We start from the raw sequence: 22,424 nt of genomic DNA on the forward strand, positions 1-22,424 counted from the left end.
ATCGTTCGACAGAGAGGCCGAATATGACTGGATACACGCGCACCGAGCATCTCGAGGCGTCCATCGCGGCCAAGATCAAGGATGGCACGCTCAAACCCGGCGACAAGATAGATTCCGAGGCGAAGCTCGCCGAGGAATACCAAGTGTCCCGCGGCACCGTGCGCCGCGCGCTCGGCCTGCTCAAACAGGCCAGGCTGATCGAAACCCGCATGGGCTCGGGCAGTTATGTGGCCTTCCACGGCTCCGACCTGACCGGCGCCGCCGGCTGGGGCACCGCCATGCTGCGCTCCGGCACGCCCACCGTCGCGGAAACGCTGTCGATCGCGCTTGTCGACCGACCGGAGGCATTGGCCGACGATTGCGAGGCGGAGCGCTTCTATCGCATCGAGCGGCGCCGCAGATTCCGCATCACGCCGGTGTCCTATGAGATCTCGTATCTGCCGGCGACGCCGAAACTGATGGGGGTGATCGACCATGCCGGCGGTCTGGTCGGCGGCTCCATATCGAAGACCATGGCCGCCGCCGGACTGCGCCCTTCGCATGGCAGCGTGGATGTTTCGGCGGATCGGCTTGGGCCGGCGGCCGACATCCTCGAGAAATCGCCGGACGCCGTGTTCCTGGTGTCGGAGCGGCGCGATTTCGACGGCGACGACGAGCTGGTCGAATATGTGCGCTCCTTCCTCGACCCCAGCCACTTCACCGTGCATATCGCCACAGGAACGGAAAGGAGCGAATATGGCCGATGAACTGAGTATCGAAGAGCGCGGCGTCGGAGCGCTGATCGGACTGGCGGTCGGCGACGCGCTTGGCATGCCCACGCAGAGCATGTCGCCCGACGACATCGAACGCCACTATGGCTGGCCGGTCACCGGTTTGGTCGATGCATGCGCGGAGCAGCCAATCGCGCCGAATATGAAGGCGGGCGCGGTCACCGACGACACCGAGCAGGCCTTCCTGCTCGCCGCCCGGCTCATCGCCGACGGCGGGGAACTGGACAACGACGCCTATGCCCGCGATCTGCTGGAGTGGGAGGACATGATGCGGGCCAAGGGGTCCTTGGACCTGCTCGGTCCCTCCACGAAGGCCGCGCTGCACGCCCTCGCCGAAGGCGTCGATCCCGAATTGACCGGGCGCTTCGGCACCACCAACGGCGGGGCCATGCGCGCCGCGCCCGTCGGCATCGCCTTCGCTCCCGGCGCGCGGCTTGCCGAGGAGGCTCGCCGCTCCTGCGTGGTCACCCACAACACCGTGCAGGGCATCGAGGCGACGACCCTGGTGACAGCCGCCGTGAGCTCTGCGATCGAGGGATCGGATGACCCGCTGAGGGAAGCCGTGGCATTCGTCGCGGCGCATCCCGCGCAGGGCAACTGGTCCGCCAAGGCCTCGGTGCTGACGCGCACCGAACGGCTGCTGGATTGGACTTCGCATGCGGGGCGCGATGCCGACGAGGAGGAGTTCGCCCGCGTGCTGCGTTTCGAAGTCGGCACCAGCGTCGAGGCCAATGAATCGGTGCCCTCCGCCTTCGCCATCGCGCGGCGCTTCGCCGACGATCCCACGCACGCCCTGTGCTTCGCCGCTTCGATCGGCGGGGACACCGACACGATGGCCGCCATGGCCGGCGCGATCCTCGGGGCTTGGCGCGGGGTGGAGGCCTTCGACGCCGGCATCGCGGACCAGGTGGTCCGCCAGCTGCGCGAAGACAACGGACTGGATCCGGAATCGACGGCGCGCGGGCTGTGCGCGTTGCGTGCGCAGGGCGGTGATAGGCGATGAGCGCCGGAAACGCCGGGAACACCGAAGACACAGGAACGGTCGGAACCGTCGTCTCGCTGGGGCAGGTCATCGTTGATCTGACGATGCGTGTGCCGCGCGTGCCCAACGCCGGCGAGGACGTCTTCGCCGATGCCACGGACACCTGCGTGGGCGCGAGTTTCAACACGCTGCACGCCGTGCGGCGCATGGGCGTGCCGGCGGCGCATGGCGGCATCGTCGGCACAGGCGCATGGGGCAATCTGGTCGCCGCGGCGCTCGCCGACGACGGCATCGACCATATCGGTGCGACCGATCCGGCCCATGACACCGGCTTTTGCGTGGCGCTGACCGATGGGGACGGCGAACGCACCTTCGTCTCCATGCGCGGGGCCGAGGCCATGGGTGACGCGCACGCCTTCGATGGCGTGCGGCCCGCTGCCGGCGATGTCGTGCACCTGAGCGGATACACGCTGGTCCACCGCACCGCCGATGCGCTTGCCGCCTTCCTGGAGCGCACGCGGGAACGTGATTTCAAAGCCGTCTTCGACCCCTCGCCGGTGATCGCGCAGGTGGACGGCGGGCATTTCGCGCGCCTGCTGGCATATCGGCCGATCTGGTCGTGCAATGAACGCGAGGCGGGGCTTCTGGCCGCGCGTCTCGGTCTGAAAGCAGCGGATGGCGGGCCGGCGGATGATGCGCCCATCGACGCAATCTTCGTGGCGCGGCTTGCGGCGGCGCTCGGCGCACCGCTTATCGTGCGTATGGGCGCGGCCGGCGCATGGGTTGTGCCGGAACCCGACGCGACGCCGGTGCCGGTCGCCGGCTTCCCCGTGCGCCCCGTGGACACCAACGGCGCGGGCGACTGCCATGCCGGCGTGCTGTGCGCCGAACTGGCCCGCGGCGCCATGCTCGTGGACGCGACGTCATTGGCCAATGCGGCGGCATCCATCGCCGTCACCCGGCGCGGACCGGCGACATGCCCGACGCGCTTCGAGGCCCAGCAATTGTGCGGTACTGTTCAGCCCATGAAAGGAGTAGAGCAATGAGCAACGAACAGAACACCGGCCTTGCCGTGGAGGAGCAAGGCATCGACATCATCTCCGAGGAGGAACGCAAGGGCAAACCGAGCAGCCTGTTCTGGCCATGGTTCGCCGCCAATATCTCGATGCTGGCGATGTCCTATGGCGCGTGGGCGCTGGGATTCGGCATCTCCTTCTGGCAGGCGACCCTCGCCACCATCGTCGGCGTGGTCGTCTCCTTCCTGCTCGTCGGAGTCGTTTCGATCGCCGGCAAACGCGGCAACGCGCCGACCATGGTGCTCACCCGCGCCACCTTCGGCGTCGAGGGCGCGAAGGTCCCCAGCGTGCTGAGCTGGATCGCCACGCTCGGCTGGGGCATCTCCCTGACCACCCACGGCCGTGCTGGCCATGTCGTCCACCATCGAGCGTCTCGGCCTCGGCTCCGGCACTGGCCCGCGCATCTTCTCCACCGTGCTCATCGTCGGCCTTGTGGTCGTCGCGAGCATCTTCGGGTATGACCTCATCATGAAGTGCCAGCAGGTCATCACCGTCGTCACCGGCATCGTGACGGTCGGCTTCTTCATCCTCGGATGGTCGCATATCGACTTCTCCGCCATCGGATCGGCCGCCAACGGCCCGCTGCCGAGCGTGCTCGGCGCCTGCTTCTTCGTGATGACCGGCTTCGGCCTGGGCTGGGTGAACATCGCCGCCGACTATTCGCGCTATCTGCCTCGCAAGTCCTCCAACGCCGGCATCGTCTTCTGGTCGACCTTCGGCGCCTCCATCGGCAATGTACTGCTCATCGGCTACGGCCTGCTGCTGGCCGTCTCCGATCCGAAGCTCTCCGAGGCAGTGGGCCTTGACCCGATCGGCGCGATGGCCTCCATCCTGCCGACCTGGTATCTCGTGCCGTTCACGATCGTGGCCGTGCTCGGCCTGATGTCGGGCGCGATCATGGATAACTATTCCAACGGCCTGGCGCTGCTGAGCTTCGGCATCAAGCTGCCGCGCACCATCGCCGCCGGCCTGGCCGCAGTGCTGACGATGCTCGGCGTCGTTTACGTCACCTTCTTCTCCGACACCTTCATCGGGCCGTTCCAGGGCTTCCTCATCACGCTGGGCGTGCCGATGGCCGTGTGGGCCGGCATGTTCGTGGCCGATGTGCTGATGCGCAGGCAGGACTACGACACGCACGACCTCTACGATGCCTCGGGCCGCTACGGCGCGTGGAACGTCAAGTCCTTCGTCATCCTCGCGGTCGGCACCATCGTCGGCTGGGGCCTGGTGGTCAACACCGCCGCCAGCTGGCTCGAATGGCAGGGCTACTTCCTCGGCCTGATCGGCGGCAAGGACGGCAACTGGGCCTCCGCCAACCTCGGCGTCATCGTGGCGCTGCTCATCGGATTCCTCGGCGCGCTGATCCTGCAGCGCGGCGACATCCGCCGCCAGGAGTCCGTCGAGGGCGCGCAGGACTGAGCGGAACCGATATTCCAGAAAGGAATCGAATATGATCGCCAACGACGAATGGCTGGTCGTCATCGACCGGCAGAAGGTGTTCGCCGAATCCGACTGGTCCGACTGGGCGTGCCCGGACGGCAGCTTCCACGACACCGACGCGGCCTACGGGCGTCTGGTCAGGGCCTTCGGCGACCGCGTGGTCCACACGCGCTATGTCGCGCCCGCCGAGGCGCGCGACGCCTGGGTGGCGTATTTCCAGGACTGGCCGCAGTTCCTGGTGTCCGCGGATGACCCGATGTATGACCTCACCGAGGACACGGCGGCCTTCGCCGAGGGGCATCCGGTCGTCACCTGCGACACCTTCGGCAAGTGGGGCGAGGATCTGGCGCGCGCCATCGGCGGCTCGAAGCACATCACCGTGTGCGGCGTGGCCACCGATTGCTGCGTGCTCAACACCGTGCTGGCCGCGGCCGACGCGGGCGTGAGCGTGCAAGTGGCGGCCGACGCCTGCGCGGGCAGCTCGCCGGAGAACCATCGCCGTGCGCTCGAGGTGATGGCCGGGTTCGCGCCGCTGGTCACCGTCACCGACACCGACGCGATTCTCGGATAGCTCGGATATTTCTATATACACAAGCGGGTTCGTTCGCCCCGGTTTTCGGCCGAGGCGAACGAACCCGTTCGCATATCGGCGGCATTTCTGACATGGCGGTCTTGGACAGTCTGTGTGTCTTGGAAGGTTATGCCGAACGTCGCAGGTCGCAGCGGTTGCCTACGGCACGACTGGCAATGACCTACTTGCCGATAAGGTCGTCGAGCGAGTCCAGGGCGCTGTCGATGGCGGCGTTTTCGCGTTGCTCCTCGGCCTCGGCGTCGCGCTTGGCCTGTTCGATGATCTCGTGCAGGTCGCGCACATCACGTTTGGGGGAGAAGCTCTCTTCGGCGGCGTCGGAGTCATCCTCGTCAGTGGTCGGAGACTGCTCCGACACCATATGGCGTGTGGGCTCCGGGGCTTTTTGCTCACCGGATCGTTCGATATGTCGGGCAATGGTTCGCGTTGAGCTTTCGGAAGCTGCGCCGTCATTGGCATCCGGAGACGCCTCCGCCGCCGATGCGGCAGATGCGGCAGATGCGGCCGGCATCGCCGGCGCATCCGGTGCCGCGGCGACGTTTTTCGCGTCCTTCGCCGCGGCCTTCGCGCGTTCCTTGGCCTCCTTGGCCGCGGCCCGCGCCCGAGCCTCACGCTCTTGACGCTCGATGCGCTCGCGTTCCTCGTTTTCCAGTCGGAACAGCTCCTTCTGCGCGTTGAGCCGGTCGCGCTCGGCCTGTTCGATGACGCCCATCGCCTGCATGCGCTCGTTCTCCACGCGCGCCAGCGTCGACTCGGCCCGGCGGATGCGCGAATTGGCCAGGCCGAGCGCGATGCGCGCCGAGGCGAGCGGCGTCTTGGGCTGCCAGTCGCGCTCGATGTCCTCAAGAGTGCGGTCCATCGTCTCGGGCACCAGGACCAGCACGCCCGCCAGGCACAGCGCGTCGAGTCCGGCGAAGGCCAGGAAGGTGCCCAGGCCGCCCAGGTCGCGGAACATCATGGGCGTGAACTGGCCGATCGCCCAGTTCGTCGCCAGCAGGAAGCCCGTGCATATGCCGACCGCGCGCCCGCGCAGGAACGTCGGGAACAGCTCCGGGATCACGATCCACGGAATCGGGCCCATCGAGAACGCGAAGGCCGCGGTGAACAGCATGACGAAGACCAGCGAGGACAGCGACGAGCCCACCGCGTAGCTCCAGCTGATCGCCAGCGCGAACAGCGTCATCAGCGCCGCGCCAATCGCCATCAGGCGCTTGCGCCCCACCGCGTCGATCAGATACATGCCCACGACCGTGGCCGTCAGCTCGACGCCGCCGACCGCCGCGGAGGCGAGGAACTCCGTGTCATCGCCGAAGCCCAGGTCTTTGAACATCACCGGGCCGTAGTACGAGATGACGTTCATGCCGATCGCCTGGTTGAACACGGCGAGGAACACGCCGATGACCAGCGCCTTGCGCAGGCCCGGGCGAAACAAGTCGGCGAATCTCGCGTCCAGCTCGCGTTCGCGGCCGATCGTGTCCTGGATCTCGTCGGCCATCTCGCGTGCCTTGTCGGTGCCGGAGATGTGCTCGAGCACGCGGAAGCCTTCGTCCGCGCGCCCGGATTGGATCAGGAACCGCGGACTTTCCGGAGCCCTGAGCATCGCGAGGAAGAACACGGCCGCCGGCAGCGCGCCGATGCCGAGCATCCAGCGCCATCCGATCGCGACGTCCCACTGCGGCGAGCCATACGAGGCGATGACATAGTTGATGACATTGGTCAGGAAGATGCCGCAGATCGCCAGCATCTGATATGAGAACGCGAGCGTGCCGCGGATATGCGTCGGCGCCGATTCCGTGATGTAGGCGACGGCCAGCGCGGCGGTCAGGCCGATGCCGACGCCTCCGACCGTGCGCGTGGCGATGAGCTGGAACGGGGAGAAGGTCAGGGCGCTCAGGATCGCGGCGAAGAAGAAGAACGCCGCGCCGGCCATGAGGATGCGCCGCCGTCCGAAGCGATCGGACAGGAAGCCGGCGAACATGGCGCCGATGACGCCGCCGAACATCACCGAGGATATGATCGTGCCCTCCATCGTGGGGCCGAGCGCATATCGCTCCGTCAGGAAATCGATGGCGCCGGATATCGAGACGGTGTCGTATCCATACAGCAGGCCCGCCAATCCGGCGCTCAGGGCCAGTCCGAAGGTGTATCGGCCCGTGCCGCGGACGCGCACGAGGGTTCCCAATGGGTTGTGCTGTTTCGACACAGCATGAAACAGTCCCGCCATATGCTCTTCCTCTCAAACGCATCAACGGGGAATCGTCACCATCATAGCGTTCGACAGGCGTTCGACACTCACGGTTGTGTTACGACGGCCGCCGGCGCCCGCCGGCGACTAGGATACATGGGTATGACCAATGGCATTTCGAACCCGGCCCAGGTGCCGGACATCGCACTTCACGACGGACGCGCCATTCCGCAGGTCGGACTGGGCGTGCTGCGCATCGACGACGAGGGCGTGGCTCCGGTCGTCGAAAGCGCGCTCGAGGCCGGATACCGGCATATCGACGGCGCCGCCGGATACAACAACGAGGGCGGCGTGGGCCGCGCGCTCGAAGCCACCGGATTCAACCGCGGGGCGGCTCGCGAAAGCCTGTGGGTGACGACGAAGCTGCGCGATTCCGAGCAGGGATATGACAGCGCGCTCAAGGCCTTCGACCGCCAGCTCGGCCTGCTGCGCCTCGACTACGTGGATATGTATATGCTGCACTGGCCGACGCCCTTCGACTGGCGCAGCGGCGAGACTTGGAAGGCCTTCGTGCGCCTGCGCGAGGAGGGGCGCGCCAGGACGCTGGGCGTGTGCAATTTCCTGCCCGAGCATCTCGAGCGTCTGCATGAGGAGACCGGCGAATGGCCGGCCGTCAACCAGATCGAACTGCATCCGACCTGGCAGCAGCGCGAGGTCGTCGATTTCTGCAAGGCGCACGGCATCGCGGTCGAGGCGTATTCGCCGATGGCGCGTGGCGCCGACCTCGACGCCGGGGACGGCGCGATCGAACGCATCGCCGCCGCGCATGGCGTCAGCCCGGCCCAGGCGATTCTGCGCTGGCATATCGAGAACGGCACGATCATCATCCCCAAGTCGGTGCATGCCGCACGGCAGCGCGAGAACCTCGATCTCTTCGGATTCTCGTTCACCGCCGACGAGCACGCGGCCATCGATGAACTCGACGGCCCCACCCGCGCGGGTCACGATCCGCTCACGTTTACTTATGCGTGAGGCCGCTTGGCAGCCTCACGCGCGAGCCGGCCGAAGAGGAAGCCCTGTGGGCTTCCGTGCCGGCGGAGCTCTCCTTGTGACAGAACCTGACCCCTCGTAACGAAACCATGTCCCAACGCAATCGTTTCCGCCGCCGCCGTTTCTCCGGCACAAGCCCGCTTGAGCGTCTGCTGATCCTGGCGGTGCTGGCCGTCGTCGTCGGCGTCACCGTCGGCGTGGTGCTGCCCAGAATGAGCCCCACCGTCGGCAAGGCGACCGGCGAATACACGGCCACCGGACCGGCCGCCGACGTGCTGGCCGGGCTCCGGGTCGACGACCGGCCCGACAAGTCGGGATATGACCGCGATCTGTTCGGATACCGGCAGACCGATGACGACGGCAATGGCTGCGATGTGCGCGAGGATGTCCTGGCCCGTGACCTCAAGGATGTGACCTATAAGTATCCCGGTTCCTGCAAGGTCGCCACGGGCACGCTCGACGATCCCTACACAGGCAAGACCATCGACTTCGTGCGCGGGCCCCAAACCAGCTCCGCGGTGCAGATCGACCATGTGGTCGCGTTGGAGAACGCCTGGCAGTCCGGCGCACGCGATTGGACGACGGCCGAACGATATCGCTTCGGCAATGATATGGCCAATCTACTGGCCGTGGACGGCCCGGCCAATCAGGACAAGGGCTCGGCCTCGGCCGCGCACTGGCTGCCGACGAACGGGGCCTATCGCTGCGAGTATGTGGCGCGGCAGATCGGCGTCAAGGACAAATACGATCTGAGTATCACGACGGGCGAGCGGGATGCGATGCGCGCGGTGCTGCGCTCCTGCCCTGCGCAGGAGATTCCCGCCGACTGAGCCGATTCCGCCGTCAGCTGAGCCGGCCGCTCATACCTCGACGTGGCGCATGCGTGCGATGGCGCGCTTGGCCAGGCCGCGCGTCGATCCGGCGCCCTCGCCCTTGACGCCGAAGAACACGAGGATCAGCATCAGGAAGACGATGAAGGAGCTGAGCCTCAGCACCCATTGGATGCCGAAGATCGAGCCGGCGATCGCGGCCGACTGCCCGCCGCCGAGGGCCGAGGAGCGCCACGCGGCAAGCGATTCCATGATGACGACCAGCAGCGGGGCTCCCATCGCGCCGGCGATCTGGCGCATCGTGTTGGTCACGGCGGAACCGGCCGACACGTCGCGCGGCTCCAGGCAGTTGAGCGACCATGTGGTCACCGGCATGATGATGAAGCCCATGCCGATCTGGCGCACGAACTGGCAGATCGACACCCACCAGATCCAGGTGTGCGGGCCGATCAGCGACATGCCGATTGTGCCGACGAGCAGCACGATGGTGCCGGTCAGCGCCACGGGGCGCGCGCCGAAGCGGTCGAGCGCCCGGCCGCCGAAGAACTGCGAGATGCACTGGCCGATGGCGCCCGGCAGCATGACCAGACCGGAGATCGTGGCCGAGTATCCGCGGTCGTCCTGGATGTAGAGCGGCATGATGACCATGATCGAGCTGAACGCGAAGAACGACATCGCGGCCGTGATCGAACCGATGGTGAAGGAGCGGTTGCGCAGCACGGACAGGTCGAGCAGAGGCTCCTTGGCGCCCGGCTCGCCGGCTTCGATGGCGCGGCGGCGGCGCGTCTGGCGCAGCACGAACCAAGCGATGCCCGCGATGCCGACAACCAGCGGCGCCCACACCAGCGGATTGGAGAAGGGATAGGACTCGATGTTGGTGAAGCCGAACATGAGCCCGCCGAAGCCGAACACCGACAGCGCCACGGAGAAGAAATCGGCCTTGGCCTGCTTGTCGGATTCGCCGAAGTTGCGCAGCGCGAACACGGCCAGCAGCAGCGAGGCCGCGCCGAGGATCGTCAGCGTGAGGAAGATCGAACGCCAGCCGTTCGCGTCGGTCTGCAGGCCGCCCAGGGTCGGGCCGATGGCCGGGGCCACGCTCATCGCCATGCCGACGGTGCCCATCGCGACGCCGCGGCGCGACAGGGGATAGATGTTGAACACGGTGATCTGCAACACCGGCCACATCACGCCGGTGCCGATCGCCTCGAGCAGACGCCCGAACAGCACCAGCACGAAGGTGGAGCCCAGCCAGGCGAACACCGAGCCGATCGTGAACACCGCCATCGAGACGATGACGATCTGCCGGGTGGAGAAGCGGCGCGTCAGGAAGGCCGTCAGCGGCACCATCACGCCCATGACCAGCTGGAAGATCGAGGTGAGCCATTGCGCGGTGGTCACCGAGATGCCGAAATCCGCGACGATGGTCGGCAGCGCCGCCGACAACTGCAACTGGGTGAAGTTGCCGACGAAGGTGATGAAGGTCAGGATCGCGATGGATACGAAGGCGGCGTGCGTGAGCCTGCCGTTCCGATATGATTCCTCGGGGGTGAGGGCCCGCGACATCCGTTCCCATGGTGTACTTGCAGTATTGTGCACTTTCCGCTGCCTTCCCGAACTGCGTTTCGCGCATAAAAGTAACCACACTACTTTACGCTCACCGCGGTACCAATCCAATGGAAAGAACCCCGGGATATGGTGCGGAAGAGCCGATATGAGCGCCGAAACGCACGGACCCCGCCGTGAGGGCGGGGTCCGGAAACGCATCGTATGCGACGTGCGCGACGCACGCCGGGATCAGTACCAGTGGTTGGCGACCCAGAAATTATAGGCGCCGGACAGCGAGCCGTAGCGGTCGTTGCAATAGCCGAGGAACCACTTGAACTGGGTCTGGTAGTTGGTCTGCCAATCCGCGCCGGCGGAGGCCATCTTGGAACCGGGCAACGCCTGGGCGATGCCGTAGGCGCCCGACGAGGGGTTGGTGGCCTGCGGATTCCAGCCGGACTCGTGGTTGATGATGTAGACGGCGGCGGAGAAATCGGCCTCGGTGTATCCGTTCGAAATCAGATAGTCGTGCGCCCACTGCTGCATCTCGCTGGCGGGCACGGTCACGCCGATCGAAGGCGAGGATCCGGAGGACGAGCCGGTCGAACCGGTCGACGACGAGGCCGAGCCGATGCCGACGAGCACCACCTTGTCGGTCGGCGCCTCCTTGACATAGGCGGCGAAGACATTGGAGGAGACGACCTTGCCGCCGGCGCGCGTGACGAGGCTGGTGCTTTCCATCACGCCTTCCTTGCCCTCGGTTTCGACCTTCTCGGTGCCTTGAGGCAGGTCGGCGGTCTCCTTCCTCACCGTGTTGAAGGGGATGGCGCTTTCGCTGGTCTCGGCCTTGGTGTTCGCGCGCTCGATCGTGATGACGGTCGATTCGCTCACCTTCTTGTCAAGCGCGGGGGAGACCGTGTCGTCCGGTTCGAGTGTGATGTTGCCCGCGTCGAGCACGGCCTTGACCGTGGTCAGGTCCCGCTTCTCGCCGAGCACGACGCGCGATTTGCCGTTGATCTTCACGGTCACATAGGTGGTGTTCGCATCCATGGCGTTCGCGCCGTCGCGGAACTCGCCACGGGAGGCGGCCACGCCCTCGGGATCGGTGGCTGAGAATGCCGTCACACGCGGCGCGGAGGCCCCGCCGTCGGTGTGGTAATAATTCGCGGAGACGGCGCCCGCGGCCCCCAGCATGCCCACGGTGGCCACGATGGCCGCGAATTTCGCCCATTGGCGCTTGCTCAGCGATTTCAGCGTGGGGGTGTTCCTGCGATGGTTCGCCATTCGACTCGCTTCCTGTCGACGATTCGACGATGACACACTACCCACATATGGTAGCGCAGGGCATGGCTCGGATGCCATGCCCTGCGACTGGCCTTGCCCCGACAGGGGCGAGGGGCGTCACTCGGCCGTGCCGGCCCCGTTCCCGCCCGCCGCCGCGGACAGATCGAGCTTCCTCGCCTGGCCGATCAGGTCGTCGAGATCCTCGGCGCGCAGCGCGCCCGCCTGCTGGAAGATCACCTGCCCCTGCTTGACGATCATCAGCGTGGGCACCGCCTGCACGCCGGCCGCCGTGGCGAGGTCCGGGTTCTGGTCGATGTCGACCTTTGCGAAGGCGATGTCGGGATTGGCTTCGCTGGCCGCCTCGAAAATCGGTCCGAAGGCGCGGCACGGACCGCACCACGTGGCCCAGAAGTCCACGAACACGATGTCGTTGCCGGTGATGGTCTGTTCGAATTGCGCGGATGAGATGGCCTGCGTCGCCATGGTGCTCTCCTTATGTCTGCGATGCGCCCCGTCGGGTCGCCGGGCGCTTCCCGCGCCCACCTGCCTCCAGCAAACCAGCACCCGCCAACAACGCTTCCGCCGCCGGCGAATCGCCGCGGGCATGGGGCCGCGCGATAATGGGAGCATGCCAGTGATGAACGACGAGGTGCCCGACGACGATGATTTCGACGCGGGACGTGCGCGCGGCGAGTTCGACCATGTCACGCCGGAGGATTTCATACGCGGCTCCGGCCACGGCAATCCGCCCGGATGGCTCGACCCCGCCGACATCACGCGTGCCCGCGGCCAGCTGCCGATGGCCTATGTGGTTGCCGTGCCGGTGCGCACCGACGATCTGGGGCGCGTCACGCGCGTGGGATCGCTGCTGCGCGTCACCGACGACGGGTCGGTCGAACGCGAGCTGATCTCCGGGCGAGTGCTGTTCCACGAGACCTTGCGCGAGGCCATCGCCCGCAACGTCTCCAAGGATCTGGGCGACATCGCCTTGCCGATGCTGCCGGTCTCCCTGCAGCCGTTCACCGTGGCCGAGTTCTTCCCGACCCCGGGCGTCAGCGAATTCTATGATGCGCGCCAGCATGCGATCGCGCTGTGCTATGTGGTTCCGATCGCCGGCGATTGCAAGCCGGCCGACGAGACGCTGGACGTCGAATGGATCGACCCGCATGACGCGACGATCGAGGCCTTCGTCGCTCAGATGCATCCGGGGCATGGGCGCATCGTGCGCCGCGCGCTCGAATGGCTGGGGCTGTAGGAAAGGAATAGATATGAGGATCCATAATCGTGTGCTGCGCGAGGGGACGGGCACGCCGCTGATACTGGTCAACGCCTTCCCGGTCGATGGGCGCATGTGGCGGGACTGCGCCGAGCAGGTCGTCGCGCAGGCCGAGTCGATGGGGGTCGCGCCCCACTTCCCGATCTGGGCCCCCGATATGCCGGGCTCCGGCCTGTCCCCGGTGCCCTCCGACGAGGAATCCGGTCCGCAGTCTGACGACGGCTCGTATTCCGAGGCGCTTGACCGCATGGTCGAGGCGTATGTGGCGCTGATGAAATCGGCCGGATACGACCGGGCGATCTGGGCGGGCCTGTCGATGGGCGGATATCTGGTCGCCGATCTGTGGCGTCTGCACCCCGAGGCCGTCGCCGGCATTGGCCTGTTCGACACGATGGCCTGCTCCGACGGCGTGGGCGGCGCCGCCCGGCTCCAGGTGTCCGACGCGCTCGAAGCCACCGGCTCGCTCGAACCGGTGATGCATTTCGCCCAGCCCTCCGACGGCGACTCGACCGTCAAGCGCGGCCAGGCCTTCATCGACCGCATGACCATGTGGATCATGGAGCAGAGCCCGTCCGGCTGCGCCTGGCGCCAGCGCATGACCTTCGGGCGGCCCGATCTGTCCGCCGTGCCCGCTTCCATCGACGTGCCGGCGGCCGTCGTCTCCGGCACGCTCGACCCCTCCAGCAATCCGGAGGTGCTGCGGCCTTTGGCCGAACGCATCGGCGACAACGCCAGCTTCACGGCCATCGAGGACTGCGGGCATTTCAGCGCCGTCGAACATCCCGATATCGTCGCCCGCGCGCTGCTCGACCTGGTGCGCCGCGTCGCGCAGGGCCGCTGACCATATCCATAACCAATCGCAATCATACGTCGCAATAATCTCAAGGAAGCCGATTCCATGCCCATGTTCTCCCCGCTGTCACTGACACGCGCGCTGCCGTTCCTGCCCCTGGCCCAAGGCGATATCGATTACGAGGTCGACCGCCGCGGCGAAAGCGGACTCATCGAATCGTTGCTCTCCGACCCCAGCACCAAGGTCATGCTCGTCAAGGACGGGCTGCTGGCCGTGCCGCGCGGGCAGGGCGAACTCGTTGACTATGAGAACGCGAGGATCCGCCTCGCCACGTTGCCCGGCGCCTATCTGGCCGACGAGCTCAAGAAGCATCCGGGCGCGGTGGCCATGTATCTGGGCTCCTATGGCGGCATCCGCCGCGAGCATGTCGTCGCCATCGACATCACCCGCCTCGACGCCGTGGCGGGGCCGGGGCGTGGCGTGGCCGGCCATGAGGATGCCGGCACGGTGGATGGGGCGCTCGGCGGCGTGCCCGATTCCGCCGGTGCGCATGCCGACGATGCCTTCGGCGATGCGTTCGATGATGCGGCGGGTGCGGCGGCCGGGGCTCCGGGCGTGCTGCGCCAGGCCGTCGACCGCTTCGACTGGGCCGATCTGCGCGGCTTCGCCCCGCATGCCTCGGCCCGTGAGGCGGGGCAGGCCACCACCGCCGTCTCCTTGAGCATCTGGCACAGCCGCCAGCGGCATTGCCCCGTCTGCGGCGCGCCCGTCGAGACGGCGCTCGCAGGCTGGGCCCAGCGTTGCACCAGCGAGGCGGATGGCCGTCGCATGCTCTTCCCCCGCGTCGAACCGGCCGTGATCACCGCCGTCGTCGACGCCCAGGACCGTCTGCTGCTCCAACACAACCGCGCGTGGAAGGACGCCCGGCTCTACTCGGTGTCGGCCGGTTTCGTCGAGGCCGGCGAAAACCTCGAGCATGCGGTGCGCCGCGAAACGCGCGAGGAAACCGGCATCGAACTGGGCGAGGTGCGCTATCTCGGCTCCCAGCCCTGGCCTTATCCGGCCTCGCTGATGGTGGCCTTCAAGGCGCAGGCGCTGACCGACGAGGTGCGGGTGGACGGCGAGGAGACCGCGACCGCCCGCTGGGTTACCCGCGACGAATACACCGCCGAACTGGTCTCCGGGCGCATGGTCGCCCCGGGCAAGGCCACGATCGCCCGCTACATGATCGAGGAATGGCTCGGGCGCGAACTATAGCTGTCATCCTGAGCGCAGTCCGCAGGGCGAAGTCGAAGGATCTCGCCTCCAATTGTGAACAAACGGTGATGTCCATGCGCTAAGGTGGTGGCATGAGCGAAGACACGAATACCAAGCCCGCCTCCCTCGACGTCCCCGAACACCTCGAGTATTCCGAGGAGCATGTCTGGGTCGATGCCTCCGTGAGCCCGGCGATGATCGGCATCACCGAATACGCGGCCGGCCAACTCGGCGACCTTGTGTTCGTCGACCTGCCCGAGCCGGGCACCCGCGTCGAGGCCGGCGACGAGATCCTCGAACTCGAGTCCTCCAAGGCCGTCGAACCGCTGGTGGCGCCCGTGGCCGGCACTGTGCGCTATGTGAACCAGGCCGTCGCCGATGATCCGGCCGTCATCAACGCCGATCCCTATGGCGAGGGATGGATCCTCAAGATCGAGCTCGACGACGACGAACCCGAGCTGCTGAGCGCGGAGCAATACGCGAAGGTCGTGCGCTGATGAACGCGCCGCGTGTCGGGGACGATGACATGCCCACCGTGCCGATTCCGGCGCGCAGGGCCGTCACCAACTTCGACGCCGCCTCGAAACGCGAACGCATCGAGGCCAAGCCGCCGGTGGTGCGATTCGCGCGCCGGGCCTTGACCGGGCTGTTCGGCCTGTGGGTGAAGGCCTCGACCAAAGCCGCGCGCCGCCTCGACTGGTTCCCGCGCGTCGACCCCTACGTCGGCTATGGCACCGACGACTACTCCCGCCTGATCTGCCGCACCGTGTACGCGCCCGAACACAGCCAATACGGCCCCGCCACGCGCGGCATCCGCGGCATGCTCGCCATTCCCGCCGCGCGCACGCAGGTGCGCATCCGCATCGACGACGTGCCCCTGGAAACCGTGCAGGTCGGCGCATCAGGGGAATACGACGCCCTCGACGAGCGCCCCGAGGTCGACGGCGAATACGCGATCTCCGACACCTCCGGATACCTCGATCTGATGGCCGAGCACGAACTGAAGCCCGGCATCCACCGCGTCTCCTATCGGGTCAACGGGCGCAAGCCGGTCACCGCCAACCTGTTCACGATCCCGCGCTCGGCCAAGGTCGGCGTGATCTCCGACGTGGACGACACGATCATGGTCACCCAGGCCCCGGTGTTCTGGAAGGCCGCGTGGAACCTGCTGTTCCTCAACCCCGACAAGAAGGCCTCGGTGGCGGGCATGAGCGTGCTGTTCAACCGCATCGCCGACATCTTCCCCGACGCGCCGTTCTTCTATCTGTCCACCTCGCCGTGGAACGTCGAGGGCGCGATCCGCCATTTCATCATCAACCACGGCTTCCCGGCGGGTCCTCTGCTGCTGCGCGATTTCGACCCGCGCCCCAAGACCTTCATCCCCTCCGGCGTGCAGCACAAGCTGGAGTTCGCCGAGCAGCTCATGGCCGACTTCCCCGACATGCGCTTCATCCTGATCGGCGACGACGGGCAGAAGGACCCGACCACCTACGCCACGATCGCCCGCCGCTATCCCGGGCGCGTGCTCGCCATCGGCATCAGGCAGCTGTCCCCGAAGGAGTCGCCGCTCGGCGCGGTCGCCGGCGTCACCTCCACCCAGCCGATGCCGGTCACCGATGTGCCCGTGTTCACCGGCACCACCGGCGCGAACCTGATGAAGACGATGCTGCCGTATCTGAAAACCGTGATGTGAGCGGCGCGGAACCACGGCGCGAGGCACGCGATGGTTACAATGGCGCGTATGACCGAAGAGAACAGCGATGTCGACGACGCCAAAGGAGCCGGGCTTCCGCCCGAGGCGGCGCGGGAGCCGAAGGCCCGCGAACACCACGGCGACGTGTTCATGGATCCATACGAATGGATGAGGGACAAGGACTCTGCGCGCGTGCGCGATTTCGTCGACGCGCAGAACCGATACACCGAGGCACGCAACGCCTCCCTCAAGGGATTGCGGACGACGCTGTTCGACGAGCTCAAATCACGTGTGCAGGAAACCGATATGTCGGTGCCCACGCGCATCAACGGCCACTGGTATTTCACCCGCACGCGCCAGGGCAGGCAATACGCCGTCCAATGCCGGCTGCCGATCTTAGGCGAGGACGACTGGACGCCGCCCGAGGTCGATCCGATGGACGAACCCGGATCGATGAACGGCGAGCAGATCGTCTTCGACGCCAACCGCGAGGCCGAGGGGCATGATTTCTTCCGCGTCGGCGGCATCGACCTCGACCACGAGGGGCGGTGGATGCTCTATGGCGTCGACACCGAGGGCGACGAGCGGTACGACTTCCGCATCCGCGACCTTCACAGCGGCGATGACCTGCCGGAGGTCTTCCGCGCCGTTTCCTCCGCCTGCCTGACCCCCGACGCGCGATGGGTGTTCTGGGTCGAGCTCGACGATGCCTGGCGTCCGTGCGCCGTGTGGCGGCACCGCGTCGGCACGCCGGTCGAGGATGACGTCGAGGTGTTCCGCGAAGCCGACGAGCGCTTCTGGGTGGGCGTCGGGATGAGCTTCGATGAACGCAACATCGTCATCGGCACCGGGTCCAAGACCACGACCGAGGTGCTGATGCTGCCGGTGGACGAGCCGGAGGGCGAGTTCCGCGCCTTCATCCCCCGCCAGGCGGATGTGGAATACGACGTGAGCTTCGCGTGCTTCGAGGGCGCGGGCGAGGATGGGGCCGACATACCGCTGGCCATCGTCTCGCATAACGCGCGCAACCCCAATTTCGAGATCGACGTGATCGATATGCGTCTGCACGAGCCTCCGTATGCGCTCGGCGAGGGCGTGTGCGTGGCCGCCGGCTCGCCCTGCGGCTGCGAACGCGGCGACGGGTTCGAGCCCGGCGCCTCGGCGCTGCCCATCGCCTCCGCCTGGAGTCTGCCGACCAATCCGGCGATATTGCGGGGCGCGCACGGACTTGGCATCGAGGGCATGTCGGTGCACCGCCATTTCGTGACGTTGAGCTATCGCGCCGACGGATTGCCGCATATCGCCGTGATGACCAAGCGGGATGCGGCCGAGGACTTCCTGGCCGGCCGTCCGTGGCGGTTCCGCGAGCTCACGCCCCCGCCCCTCGAGAACGATTGGGACACGCAGGACGGCGCGGACGACGAGGGGATATGGGCCATGGACGACACGGCCGGCCCGCACGCGCATCCGCGGGACCGCACCAGCACCTCCGATGGCGCCAGCGACGATCCGCTGCCCGGCGAGACCCGGAGGCTCTACGCGATCGGCACCGGCGGCAACCCGTCGTATGACGCGCCCCGCATGCGGTATTCCTTCTCCAGCTGGACCCGTCCCGGCGAACTGCATGAGATCGACCCGGTCACCGGCGCCGATGTGCTGCTCAAACGCGCCACGGTGCTTGGTTCCTTCGATCCGCGCGACTACATGGAGCGGCGCGTGTGGGTCGATGTGCGCGACGGTGAGCGCGTGCCCGTCTCGCTGGTGTGGCGGCGCGACATCCCGGTGCAGGACGCCCCGATGTTCGTCACCGGATACGGCGCCTATGAGATCAGCTCCGACCCGGGCTTCTCCGTGCCCCGGCTGAGCATGCTGGACCGCGGCGTGCTTTACGCGGTGCCGCATATCCGCGGCGGCGGAGAGCTGGGGCGCGCGTGGTACGAGCAGGGCAGGCGCCTGAACAAGCGGCACACCTTCGAGGATTTCGTCGATGCGGTCGGCGCGCTGCAGCGGGCGCGGCTGGCCGACCCGCGCCGCACCGTGGCCAACGGCGGATCCGCCGGCGGCCTGCTGATGGGCGCGGTCGCCAATCTCGCCCCCGAGCGTTTCGCGGGCATCGAGGCGGATGTGCCCTTCGTCGACGCGCTGACCTCGATCCTCGACCCGGACCTGCCGCTGACCGTCACCGAATGGGACGAGTGGGGGGACCCGCTGCACAACGCCGAGGTGTATCGGTATATGAAGTCCTACACGCCCTATGAGAACCTTCCCGAGGCCGGCGCGCCCTTCCCGCGCGTGTTCATCACCACCTCGATGAACGACACGCGCGTGCTCTATGTGGAGCCGCTCAAATGGCTCGCCGAGATGCAGCGGCGTGGCTTCGACGCGATCGCCAAGATCGAGGTCGAGGCCGGCCACGGCGGCATCTCCGGGCGCTACAAGCAGTGGGAGGAGGTCTCCTACGAGAACGCCTGGTGCCTTAAGGTCATGGGCATCGTCCATTAGTTGAGCTGCCGCGCGCCGGGGCCGCGGGCGCGCGGTAGGGTGGCGCACATGGCTAAGACATACAAGATCGCCGTGATTCCCGGCGACGGCATTGGCAAGGAAGTCACCCCCTGGGCCCAGAAGGCGCTCGAAAAGGCCGCCGAGGGCGTGGCCTCGTTCGAATACGAGCACTTCGACCTCGGCGCGGAGCGCTATTTGCGTGACGGCGCGATTCTGCCCGAGGAGGAAGAGGAGCGCATCAAGGCCAACGACGCGATTCTGCTCGGCGCGGTCGGCGACCCGCGCATCAAGGCCGGCATCCTCGAGCGCGGCCTGCTCTTGAAGCTGCGCTTCGACCTCGACCAGTACGTGAACCTGCGTCCCTCCAAGCTCTACAAGGGCGTCACCTCGCCGCTGGCCAACCCCGGCGACATCGACTTCGTGGTCGTGCGCGAAGGCACCGAGGGCCTCTACTGCGGCGCCGGCGGCGCGGTGCGCCGCGACACCCCCGCGGAGGTCGCCACCGAGGTCTCGATCAACACCGCCTATGGCGTTGAGCGCGTCGTGCGCTACGCCTACCAGCTGGCCATGAAGCGCCGCAAGCACATCACGCTCGTGCACAAGAAGAACGTGCTCGTCAACGCGGGCGACATGTGGCAGCGCATCGTCGACAAGGTCGGCGAGGAATACCCCGAGGTCACGCACGACTACCAGCACATCGACGCGGCCACGATCTTCCTGGTCTCCGACCCCTCGCGCTTCGACGTGATCCTGACCGACAACCTCTTCGGCGACATCCTCACCGACGAGGCCGGCGCGGTCGTGGGCGGCGTGGGATACTCCGCCTCCGGCTGCATCAACGCCTCCGACGAATTCCCGTCGATGTTCGAGCCGATCCACGGCTCCGCCCCCGACATCGCCGGCCAGAACAAGGCCAATCCGACCGCCGCGATCCTCTCCGCCGCGATGCTGCTCGAGCACCTTGGCTTCGATGCGGCCGCCGCGAAGATCCATGCGGCCGTCGAAGCCGACATCGCCGAGCTCGGCTCGACGACGCGTTCCACCGACGAGGTGGGCCGCGACATCCTCGAACGCATCTGATTCGTGCTTCGAGGCGAATATAAGACGCCCGGCGGCAAACTCGTCGCCGTGACCATCGCCGTCGATGGCGGGGGAGCAGTGCGCTCCGTCCGCCTCGACGGCGATTTTTTCGTTGAGAGCGTCGGCGGGGATGCGGATATGGACACGGCTGCCGACGCGCTGCTGCGCGATATCGAACGCGCCTTGGCTGCGGGCGAACCGGTCGCCCCGGCCGTCGCCCGCCATCCCGGGTCCCGTCTGATCGGCACCGATGCCCGGGCCATCGAAACCGCCTGGAGGCGTGCCTTGGGCGAGGCGCCCCATGCGGCTGCCGGCATGCACGGGCGGATGTCGGAACGCGATCTATGCGATATCCATGGCAACCGTGACGTCCGTGGGCGTGAGCGGGAATACGACATCCGCTGGGCGCGCCTTCTGCCCGAGCTGGCCGTGATCCGGGACCGGCCCCGCACGCCGGGTGAACAGATGGCCATCGATGTGGCATGGGCGCGGCAGGTGGCCGCCGGCACGCGCCCGCCCACCCTGCGCTTCTGGGAATGGGCCGCGCCCTGCGTGGTCGTCGGCCGATTCCAATCCATCCGCGACGAGGTGCATGAGGAGGTGGCCCGGGCCGAGGGCTTCGAGGTCGTGCGCCGCGCGACCGGCGGCGGCGCGATGTTCATCGAACCCGGCAACGCCATCACCTATTCGCTGTATGCTCCCGCCGCCTTCGTCAAGGGATTGGACGTCGCCGAATCCTACCGCCTGTGCGACCGGTGGCTGGTCGATGCGCTCCGCGAACTGGGTCTCGACGTCGGATTCTCCGGGCTCAACGACATCGCCTCTCCCGCAGGCAAGATCGGCGGGGCCGCCCAGCGGCGTTTCCCGGCCCCACGCGGCTCCGGCGGTCCGAGCGGTCCCGGCGCGGTGCTCCACCACACCACCCTTGCCTATGACATCGACGCCGAACGCATGTCGCGCGTGCTCAACGTCAGCGGCGAAAAGCTCTCCGACAAGGCCGTGCGCTCCGCCCGCCGCCGCGTCGACCCCCTGCGCTCGCAAACCGGCATGGGCCGCGACGCGCTGGTGGATCATCTCATCGGCGCGCTTCGCCGCGTTCGCTGATGGCGAGAGTCCACCCCATCCGTCGGAATCCGTCACGGCGGTTGGGGATACAATAGGACGACGGCATGGCGTTCCTCGGGACGGTCCGGGGTGAATACAAGGGATTTTGCGGATATGGGAATCATCATCGACAAACCGAATGGGTTCATCGAACGCGACAACGTGTTGCTGCGCACGGCGCTGTTCAAGCAGGTCCTGCCCGTCGAGGCGCGCGAGCTCATGCCCTATATGGCCGAGACCAGCTATGGCAAGGGCGAGGTCATCTTCCGTGAGGGGGACACCGACAAGCGCATGTATCTGCTCGAGGATGGGCGGGTCAAGCTGACGCGCCAGTCCGGGGACAGCCGCGTGCAGCTGCTGTCGATCCACGCGCCCGGCGAGGTGCTCGGCGAGATCCCGGTCTTCGATCCGACCGGCGGTCCCCGCACGGCCTCGGCCATCGCGATGTGCAACGGCACCCGCGTCGTCTCGCTTGACCATGACGCGCTGTTCGCCTGGCTCGACCACCATCCGCGCGTCGCCGTCGACATGCTGCAGGTGCTGGCCCGCCGCATGCGCGAGAACAACGAACGCATCTGCGATTTGGTGTTCATGGATGTGCCCGCGCGCCTGGCCAAGACGCTGCTCAACCTCGCCACCCGCTTCGGCGAGCCGGTCCAGGAGGGCGTCAGGGTGCCGCACGACCTGACCCAGGAGGAGATGGCGCAGCTCGTCGGCTCGAGCCGCGAGACCGTGAACAAGGCGCTGATGGATTTCGCCAACCGTGGGTGGATCGCGCGCGACGGACGTTCCATCATCGTGTACCAACCGGGTATGCTCATCCGCCGATCCCGCCGCTGACCGCATGCGTGGCTCCGCGCGCATGGAGCTGATTTTCGGCATATTTCCAGCGTTTATTGGATGTGTGATGATTCGGCGGGGAAAGTGCGCAGGCCATGGAAGGGAACGGGCGCAGGTAGAGCCGGCCGGTT

Annotated in this window: 21 protein-coding genes; 17 read left to right on the forward strand and 4 right to left on the reverse strand. The window is 67.0% G+C overall.

What is annotated here, in order from left to right:
• Positions 1–23: 23 nt before the first annotated feature.
• The 6 genes from AC1AUD_RS09780 to AC1AUD_RS09805 are packed head-to-tail and all read left to right on the forward strand — an operon-like array spanning position 24 to position 4,839.
• Positions 24–746: a GntR family transcriptional regulator gene (locus AC1AUD_RS09780; RefSeq protein ID WP_476574165.1), complete on the forward strand. Its 723-nt coding sequence runs from the start codon at positions 24–26 to the stop codon at positions 744–746.
• Positions 736–1,773, forward strand: coding sequence for an ADP-ribosylglycohydrolase family protein (locus AC1AUD_RS09785; protein WP_476574166.1), 1,038 nt, complete (start codon positions 736–738; stop codon positions 1,771–1,773). The genes AC1AUD_RS09780 and AC1AUD_RS09785 overlap by 11 nt, the downstream gene beginning before the upstream one ends.
• Positions 1,770–2,798, forward strand: a complete 1,029-nt coding sequence (locus AC1AUD_RS09790; protein ID WP_476574167.1) for a PfkB family carbohydrate kinase — start codon at positions 1,770–1,772, stop codon at positions 2,796–2,798. The genes AC1AUD_RS09785 and AC1AUD_RS09790 overlap by 4 nt, the downstream gene beginning before the upstream one ends.
• Entirely contained in the window at positions 2,795–3,289 is a 495-nt protein-coding gene (locus AC1AUD_RS09795; RefSeq protein WP_476574168.1) for a cytosine permease, read from the forward strand. The genes AC1AUD_RS09790 and AC1AUD_RS09795 overlap by 4 nt, the downstream gene beginning before the upstream one ends.
• Positions 3,180–4,247 (forward strand): purine-cytosine permease family protein, encoded by a 1,068-nt coding sequence (locus AC1AUD_RS09800; RefSeq protein WP_476574169.1) that lies wholly within the window; start codon positions 3,180–3,182, stop codon positions 4,245–4,247. Before AC1AUD_RS09795 ends, AC1AUD_RS09800 begins: the two co-directional genes overlap by 110 nt.
• Before the next feature lie 31 nt (positions 4,248–4,278).
• The gene (locus AC1AUD_RS09805; protein ID WP_476574170.1) at positions 4,279–4,839 is read left to right on the forward strand and encodes a cysteine hydrolase family protein; all 561 of its coding nucleotides are present in this window, start codon (positions 4,279–4,281) and stop codon (positions 4,837–4,839) included.
• Between the two features lie 181 nt (positions 4,840–5,020).
• Here the strand turns inward: AC1AUD_RS09805 and AC1AUD_RS09810 are convergent, their stop codons facing one another.
• Entirely contained in the window at positions 5,021–7,081 is a 2,061-nt protein-coding gene (locus AC1AUD_RS09810; RefSeq protein WP_476574171.1) for a sugar porter family MFS transporter, read from the reverse strand.
• Positions 7,082–7,204: 123 nt separating this feature from the next.
• Between AC1AUD_RS09810 and AC1AUD_RS09815 the strand changes: the two genes are divergently transcribed.
• Together AC1AUD_RS09815 and AC1AUD_RS09820 are read left to right on the forward strand one after the other, a co-directional pair.
• Complete coding sequence (locus AC1AUD_RS09815) at positions 7,205–8,074, forward strand: aldo/keto reductase (protein ID WP_476574172.1); 870 nt, start codon at positions 7,205–7,207, stop codon at positions 8,072–8,074.
• A gap of 107 nt (positions 8,075–8,181) precedes the next feature.
• Entirely contained in the window at positions 8,182–8,922 is a 741-nt protein-coding gene (locus tag AC1AUD_RS09820; protein ID WP_476574173.1) for an HNH endonuclease family protein, read from the forward strand.
• A gap of 30 nt (positions 8,923–8,952) precedes the next feature.
• Here the strand turns inward: AC1AUD_RS09820 and AC1AUD_RS09825 are convergent, their stop codons facing one another.
• From AC1AUD_RS09825 to trxA, 3 genes are all read right to left on the reverse strand, one after another.
• Positions 8,953–10,485, reverse strand: a complete 1,533-nt coding sequence (locus tag AC1AUD_RS09825) for an MDR family MFS transporter (RefSeq protein ID WP_476574174.1) — start codon at positions 10,483–10,485, stop codon at positions 8,953–8,955.
• Positions 10,486–10,716: 231 nt separating this feature from the next.
• A complete protein-coding gene (locus AC1AUD_RS09830; protein ID WP_476574175.1) occupies positions 10,717–11,748 on the reverse strand; it encodes an aggregation-promoting factor C-terminal-like domain-containing protein in 1,032 nt (343 codons plus the stop codon).
• 117 nt (positions 11,749–11,865) lie between these two features.
• Positions 11,866–12,231 carry a thioredoxin gene (gene trxA, locus AC1AUD_RS09835; protein WP_476574176.1) on the reverse strand — a complete coding sequence of 122 codons (366 nt, stop codon included), beginning with the start codon at positions 12,229–12,231 and terminating at the stop codon, positions 11,866–11,868.
• 145 nt (positions 12,232–12,376) lie between these two features.
• Here trxA and AC1AUD_RS09840 point away from each other — a divergent pair, with 145 nt between their 5' ends.
• The 9 genes from AC1AUD_RS09840 (at position 12,377) to AC1AUD_RS09880 (ending at position 22,293) form a co-directional block, all read left to right on the forward strand.
• Positions 12,377–13,003, forward strand: coding sequence for an NUDIX hydrolase family protein (locus AC1AUD_RS09840; RefSeq protein WP_476574177.1), 627 nt, complete (start codon positions 12,377–12,379; stop codon positions 13,001–13,003).
• Positions 13,004–13,010: 7 nt separating this feature from the next.
• Positions 13,011–13,865, forward strand: coding sequence for an alpha/beta fold hydrolase (locus tag AC1AUD_RS09845; protein WP_476574226.1), 855 nt, complete (start codon positions 13,011–13,013; stop codon positions 13,863–13,865).
• Positions 13,866–13,922: 57 nt separating this feature from the next.
• The gene (gene nudC / locus AC1AUD_RS09850; protein ID WP_476574178.1) at positions 13,923–15,074 is read left to right on the forward strand and encodes an NAD(+) diphosphatase; all 1,152 of its coding nucleotides are present in this window, start codon (positions 13,923–13,925) and stop codon (positions 15,072–15,074) included.
• Positions 15,075–15,166: 92 nt separating this feature from the next.
• Entirely contained in the window at positions 15,167–15,571 is a 405-nt protein-coding gene (gene gcvH, locus AC1AUD_RS09855) for a glycine cleavage system protein GcvH (RefSeq protein ID WP_476574179.1), read from the forward strand.
• A complete protein-coding gene (locus AC1AUD_RS09860) occupies positions 15,571–16,767 on the forward strand; it encodes an App1 family protein (RefSeq protein WP_476574180.1) in 1,197 nt (398 codons plus the stop codon). Before gcvH ends, AC1AUD_RS09860 begins: the two co-directional genes overlap by 1 nt.
• A gap of 48 nt (positions 16,768–16,815) precedes the next feature.
• On the forward strand, positions 16,816–19,269 hold the full coding sequence (locus tag AC1AUD_RS09865; protein WP_476574181.1) for a S9 family peptidase: 2,454 nt from the start codon (positions 16,816–16,818) through the stop codon (positions 19,267–19,269).
• Positions 19,270–19,317: 48 nt separating this feature from the next.
• On the forward strand, positions 19,318–20,349 hold the full coding sequence (locus AC1AUD_RS09870) for a 3-isopropylmalate dehydrogenase (protein ID WP_476574182.1): 1,032 nt from the start codon (positions 19,318–19,320) through the stop codon (positions 20,347–20,349).
• A gap of 3 nt (positions 20,350–20,352) precedes the next feature.
• Positions 20,353–21,453 (forward strand): lipoate--protein ligase family protein, encoded by a 1,101-nt coding sequence (locus AC1AUD_RS09875; protein ID WP_476574183.1) that lies wholly within the window; start codon positions 20,353–20,355, stop codon positions 21,451–21,453.
• Between the two features lie 114 nt (positions 21,454–21,567).
• Entirely contained in the window at positions 21,568–22,293 is a 726-nt protein-coding gene (locus AC1AUD_RS09880) for a Crp/Fnr family transcriptional regulator (RefSeq protein WP_476574184.1), read from the forward strand.
• Positions 22,294–22,424 lie beyond the last annotated feature (131 nt).

This window comes from Bifidobacterium sp. LH_730 (genome assembly GCF_056355835.1).

Bases quoted from the DNA above. Each gene is read 5' to 3' on its own strand.
- AC1AUD_RS09820 (WP_476574173.1), top strand. From the start codon at position 8,182: ATGTCCCAACGCAATCGTTTCCGCCGCCGCCGTTTCTCCGGCACAAGC.
- AC1AUD_RS09860 (WP_476574180.1), top strand. From the start codon at position 15,571: ATGAACGCGCCGCGTGTCGGGGACGATGACATGCCCACCGTGCCGATT.
- AC1AUD_RS09840 (WP_476574177.1), top strand. From the start codon at position 12,377: ATGCCAGTGATGAACGACGAGGTGCCCGACGACGATGATTTCGACGCG.
- AC1AUD_RS09780 (WP_476574165.1), top strand. From the start codon at position 24: ATGACTGGATACACGCGCACCGAGCATCTCGAGGCGTCCATCGCGGCC.
- AC1AUD_RS09825 (WP_476574174.1), bottom strand. From the start codon at position 10,485: ATGTCGCGGGCCCTCACCCCCGAGGAATCATATCGGAACGGCAGGCTC.
- AC1AUD_RS09880 (WP_476574184.1), top strand. From the start codon at position 21,568: ATGGGAATCATCATCGACAAACCGAATGGGTTCATCGAACGCGACAAC.
- AC1AUD_RS09870 (WP_476574182.1), top strand. From the start codon at position 19,318: ATGGCTAAGACATACAAGATCGCCGTGATTCCCGGCGACGGCATTGGC.
- AC1AUD_RS09795 (WP_476574168.1), top strand. From the start codon at position 2,795: ATGAGCAACGAACAGAACACCGGCCTTGCCGTGGAGGAGCAAGGCATC.
- AC1AUD_RS09815 (WP_476574172.1), top strand. From the start codon at position 7,205: ATGACCAATGGCATTTCGAACCCGGCCCAGGTGCCGGACATCGCACTT.
- AC1AUD_RS09785 (WP_476574166.1), top strand. From the start codon at position 736: ATGGCCGATGAACTGAGTATCGAAGAGCGCGGCGTCGGAGCGCTGATC.
- AC1AUD_RS09800 (WP_476574169.1), top strand. From the start codon at position 3,180: ATGTCGTCCACCATCGAGCGTCTCGGCCTCGGCTCCGGCACTGGCCCG.
- AC1AUD_RS09790 (WP_476574167.1), top strand. From the start codon at position 1,770: ATGAGCGCCGGAAACGCCGGGAACACCGAAGACACAGGAACGGTCGGA.
- AC1AUD_RS09805 (WP_476574170.1), top strand. From the start codon at position 4,279: ATGATCGCCAACGACGAATGGCTGGTCGTCATCGACCGGCAGAAGGTG.
- nudC (WP_476574178.1), top strand. From the start codon at position 13,923: ATGCCCATGTTCTCCCCGCTGTCACTGACACGCGCGCTGCCGTTCCTG.
- AC1AUD_RS09810 (WP_476574171.1), bottom strand. From the start codon at position 7,081: ATGGCGGGACTGTTTCATGCTGTGTCGAAACAGCACAACCCATTGGGA.
- AC1AUD_RS09865 (WP_476574181.1), top strand. From the start codon at position 16,816: ATGACCGAAGAGAACAGCGATGTCGACGACGCCAAAGGAGCCGGGCTT.
- AC1AUD_RS09830 (WP_476574175.1), bottom strand. From the start codon at position 11,748: ATGGCGAACCATCGCAGGAACACCCCCACGCTGAAATCGCTGAGCAAG.
- gcvH (WP_476574179.1), top strand. From the start codon at position 15,167: ATGAGCGAAGACACGAATACCAAGCCCGCCTCCCTCGACGTCCCCGAA.
- trxA (WP_476574176.1), bottom strand. From the start codon at position 12,231: ATGGCGACGCAGGCCATCTCATCCGCGCAATTCGAACAGACCATCACC.